The organism is Kocuria sp. (genome assembly GCF_030536815.1).
GTDB classification, from domain to species: Bacteria; Actinomycetota; Actinomycetes; order Actinomycetales; family Micrococcaceae; genus Kocuria; species Kocuria gwangalliensis.
On record NZ_JAUNPE010000070.1, the window covers coordinates 8,774 to 12,291 of the forward strand.

Sequence of the window (3,518 nt, forward strand, 5' to 3'; positions counted from 1 at the left end):
AGTTGCCCGTCCCACTCCTCGCGGATCCATGCGAGGTCATCCAGTGACAGGCTCGGATCGAACATCTTGCCGATCAGCTCCGCCACCGTGTGGGATGTATCCGACAGGGACGCGAACTTCAGGGAGTCCGTGGTCAGGAAGTTGAACCACCATTCGGGCCGGTACGAGGCGTCCAAAACTGTCTTGGGTGTCAGCTTGGGCGGGATGCTCATCCCGTTGCGGTCATCGCGCAGGCGAATGCCCGCAACGGGGGTGTCCACGGTGACGATCAAGTTGGTGTACCCGGCGGCCTTGGCGCGAGCAATCAGATCCCGGGAGGCCTCGTGGTCGCGCCACAGGTACAGCTGGAACCAGCGGGCGGCATCCGGGGCGGCGTCGCGGACCTCCTCGATCGAGCGCGTGCCCATGGTCGAGAGTGAAAACGGGATCCCGGCCTCGGCTGCGGCCTTCACTCCCCCGATTTCACCCTCGCTGTGCATGAATCGCGTGAAACCGGTGGGCGCAATCCCGAACGGCAGAGCGCTGCGGTACCCGGCAATCTCGGTCGAGAGGTCCGCCTCCGCGATGCCGTGCAGAATCTTGGGCAGCAACTCCACAGACTCGAAGGCCTCGCGGCTGCGCTTGTAGGTTAATTCTTGTCCGGCCGCGCCGTCCACGTAGTCGAACGCCGGTTTGGGGGTACGACGCCGCGCAATCGCCCTGAGTGCCTCGATATCGGCGGCCTTGGCGAGCCGGGCGGCCCTGCGGTCCGGATTGAACGTGCCGAACTGCATCAGTGGCCTGAGTTCGGAAATGTTGGGTAGGCGCCGGTCCACGGCCACGTCCTCTCGTCGGTCACGTCCTGTGGGTCCGAACCTAACACCGGCGGTGCGGCGAGACGGGACAGGGAGCCAGCGGCGTCGTCGTGAGGAATGCGAAAGGCCCGGGCACGCGTAAGGGCGCGAGGTCAGAGACCCCGCGCCCTTACGTCGGCGAGAACCGGACTAAATGTTGAAGCCCAGGGCGCGCATTTGATCGCGCCCGTCCTCGGTGATCCGCTCGGGACCCCACGGGGGCATCCAGACCCAGTTCACGTGCCACTCGTCAATGATGGTTCCCAGGTTCTGCGAAACCTGTTCCTCGATCACGTCCTGCAGCGGGCACGCTGCCGTGGTCAGGGTCATGTCCAGGCGCAACGAGTTGTCGTCCTGGTAGACCAGGCCGTACAGCAGGCCCAGGTCGACAATGTTGACACCCAGCTCGGGGTCGATCACGTTCTCCAACGCGGTCTTGACCTCGGCCAGGGACGGCTGCCCGTTGGGGCCCGGGGCCTCGGCGGACAGTGTTTCTTCAGTGGTTTCGCTCATCTGGAACCCTCCTCAAGCGACGTGGTGAAAGGGCAGGTTACTTGGCCACGCTCATGTAGCGGTCGTAGCCCTCTTCTTCAAGGCGATCGGCCAGCTCGGGGCCGCCCTCATCCACAATGCGACCGTCCGCAAAGACGTGCACGAACTGCGGCTTGATGTAACGCAGGATGCGGGTGTAGTGGGTGATCAGCATGATGCCGGTGTTCTGCTCGGTGAGCGCACGGTTCACGCCTTCCGAGACGACCTTGAGCGCATCCACGTCAAGACCGGAGTCGGTCTCGTCCAGCAGAGCGATCTTGGGGCGCAGCAGTTCCAGCTGGAGGATCTCGTGGCGCTTCTTCTCGCCGCCGGAGAAACCCTCGTTGACGTTGCGCTGGATCATGGCCGGATCGATCTTCAGCTTCTCCATGGAAGCCTTCATGTCCTTGGTCCAGGTGCGCAGCGAGGGTGCCTCGCCGTCAATTGCGGTCTTGGCCGAGCGCAGGAAGTTCGAGGTGGTCACACCGGGGATCTCGACCGGGTACTGCATGGCCAGGAACAGGCCGGCGCGGGCGCGCTCGTCCACGGACATCTCCAGGACGTTCTGGCCGTCCAGGGTCACGGAACCGGAATCGACCTGGAACTTGGGGTGACCGGCAATGGTCGAGGCCAGGGTGGACTTACCGGAACCGTTGGGGCCCATGATCGCGTGCACTTCACCGGAATTAATGGTGAGGTTCACGCCCTTGAGGATGGGCTTGGTGGTCTCGTCGTCCAGGATGACGGACGCGTGGAGGTCCTTGATCTCCAGTACAGACATGTGGTGATTCTCCTTGGGTAAAAGTGTGTACGGGCGGGTCTACGAGTCAGTTCTCGTGACGCGCGAGCTCTTCTTCAACGCTGTGGCGCAGCTGTTCCTCGATGGACTCCACGCCGATCTGCTGGATGATCTCGAACAGGAAGCCACGAACCACCAGACGGCGGGCGTCCTCCTCCGGGATACCGCGGGACATCAGGTAGTAGAGGTGCTCATCGTCCAGCTGACCCGTGGTGGATGCGTGACCGGCGCCGGCGATCAGGCCGGTCTCGATCTCCAGGTTGGGAACGGAGTCCATGCGGGGTCCGTCGTTGAGGATCAGGTTGCGGTTGAGCTCGTAGGTGTCGGTGCCCTCGGCCTCGGCGCGGATCAGGACGTCGCCCACCCACACGCCGTGCGCGTTCTCGCCCTGCAGCGCGGACTTGTAGGTCACACGGGAGCGGCAGCGCGGCTGGGAATGGTCCACGAACAACCGTGATTCGAGGTGCTGGCCCTCGTCCACGAAGGTCAGGCCGTACATCTCCACGTTGCCACCCTGGGCGGCAAAGCGGGTCGACGGCGTGACGCGCACCAGATCCCCGCCGAGGGAGATCAGCACGTGCTTGAGGGAACCGTCACGCTGGATCGTCGCCTGCTGCGCGGAGGCGTGCACCGAGTTGTCGTTCCATTCCTGGATCGACACCACGGTCAACTTGGAGCCCTCGCCCACCTGGAACTCGATGTTCTGGGACAGCACGGCCTGACCGCGGTGGCGCAGCACCACCAGGGCGCTGGAGTTGGCACCGGTCTCGATCACGATGTGCTGGGCAGCCGGGTCCATGGACGAGCCGTTGATGTCGACCAGCAGGGGCTGATCGGCTTCCACATTGGCCGGAACGGAAATGACGGTGGCCTCGGTGAAGGCGCTCCACGCGTTCGCGGAGACGCGGTCCTCGGGGATGCCCGCCCGACCGATGCGGGCGTCGTCGCGCCCCACGGTGGTCACGGTGACCTGGCCCTCGCCCGAAACGACCTCCACGGCGGGAGCGGCACCGGTCAGCTCGACCTCATCCAAACCCTTGAGGCGCTTGATCGGGGTGAACCGCCAGTCCTCGAGCTTGCTGGTGATCTTGGGGAACTCTTCCACCTTGTAAGAGGTGAAACGGCCCGCACGCGATGAATCGGGGACACCGGAAATGTCACCGTGCTTGGTGTGCTTGATCTCCGGCTCGCCGGCCTGGTTGCGGCCCTCCTGGAGAACCTCACCTTCCTGGCTCATGCCCGGGATGGCCACGCGATCCTCGCCCGTGGGGACACCGTCCACCTTGTCGGCGGCTTCTTGACCGTGTCGTACGGTCTGGTCGGTTGTGGACATATCAGCCAACGGATCCTTCCAT

4 protein-coding genes are annotated in these 3,518 nt (G+C 64.2%); all 4 read right to left on the reverse strand.

The window, feature by feature from the left end; all coding sequences use genetic code 11:
- The coding region (locus tag Q4E95_RS07955) for an alpha-hydroxy acid oxidase (RefSeq protein ID WP_303382790.1) at positions 1–815 on the reverse strand (815 nt) is incomplete at its 3' end.
- 168 nt (positions 816–983) lie between these two features.
- On the reverse strand, positions 984–1,346 hold the full coding sequence (locus Q4E95_RS07960) for a metal-sulfur cluster assembly factor (RefSeq protein WP_303382791.1): 363 nt from the start codon (positions 1,344–1,346) through the stop codon (positions 984–986).
- A gap of 37 nt (positions 1,347–1,383) precedes the next feature.
- Positions 1,384–2,145, reverse strand: a complete 762-nt coding sequence (gene sufC / locus Q4E95_RS07965) for a Fe-S cluster assembly ATPase SufC (protein ID WP_095797879.1) — start codon at positions 2,143–2,145, stop codon at positions 1,384–1,386.
- 46 nt (positions 2,146–2,191) lie between these two features.
- Positions 2,192–3,496 carry a Fe-S cluster assembly protein SufD gene (gene sufD, locus Q4E95_RS07970; protein ID WP_303382792.1) on the reverse strand — a complete coding sequence of 435 codons (1,305 nt, stop codon included), beginning with the start codon at positions 3,494–3,496 and terminating at the stop codon, positions 2,192–2,194.
- Positions 3,497–3,518: the final 22 nt, after the last annotated feature.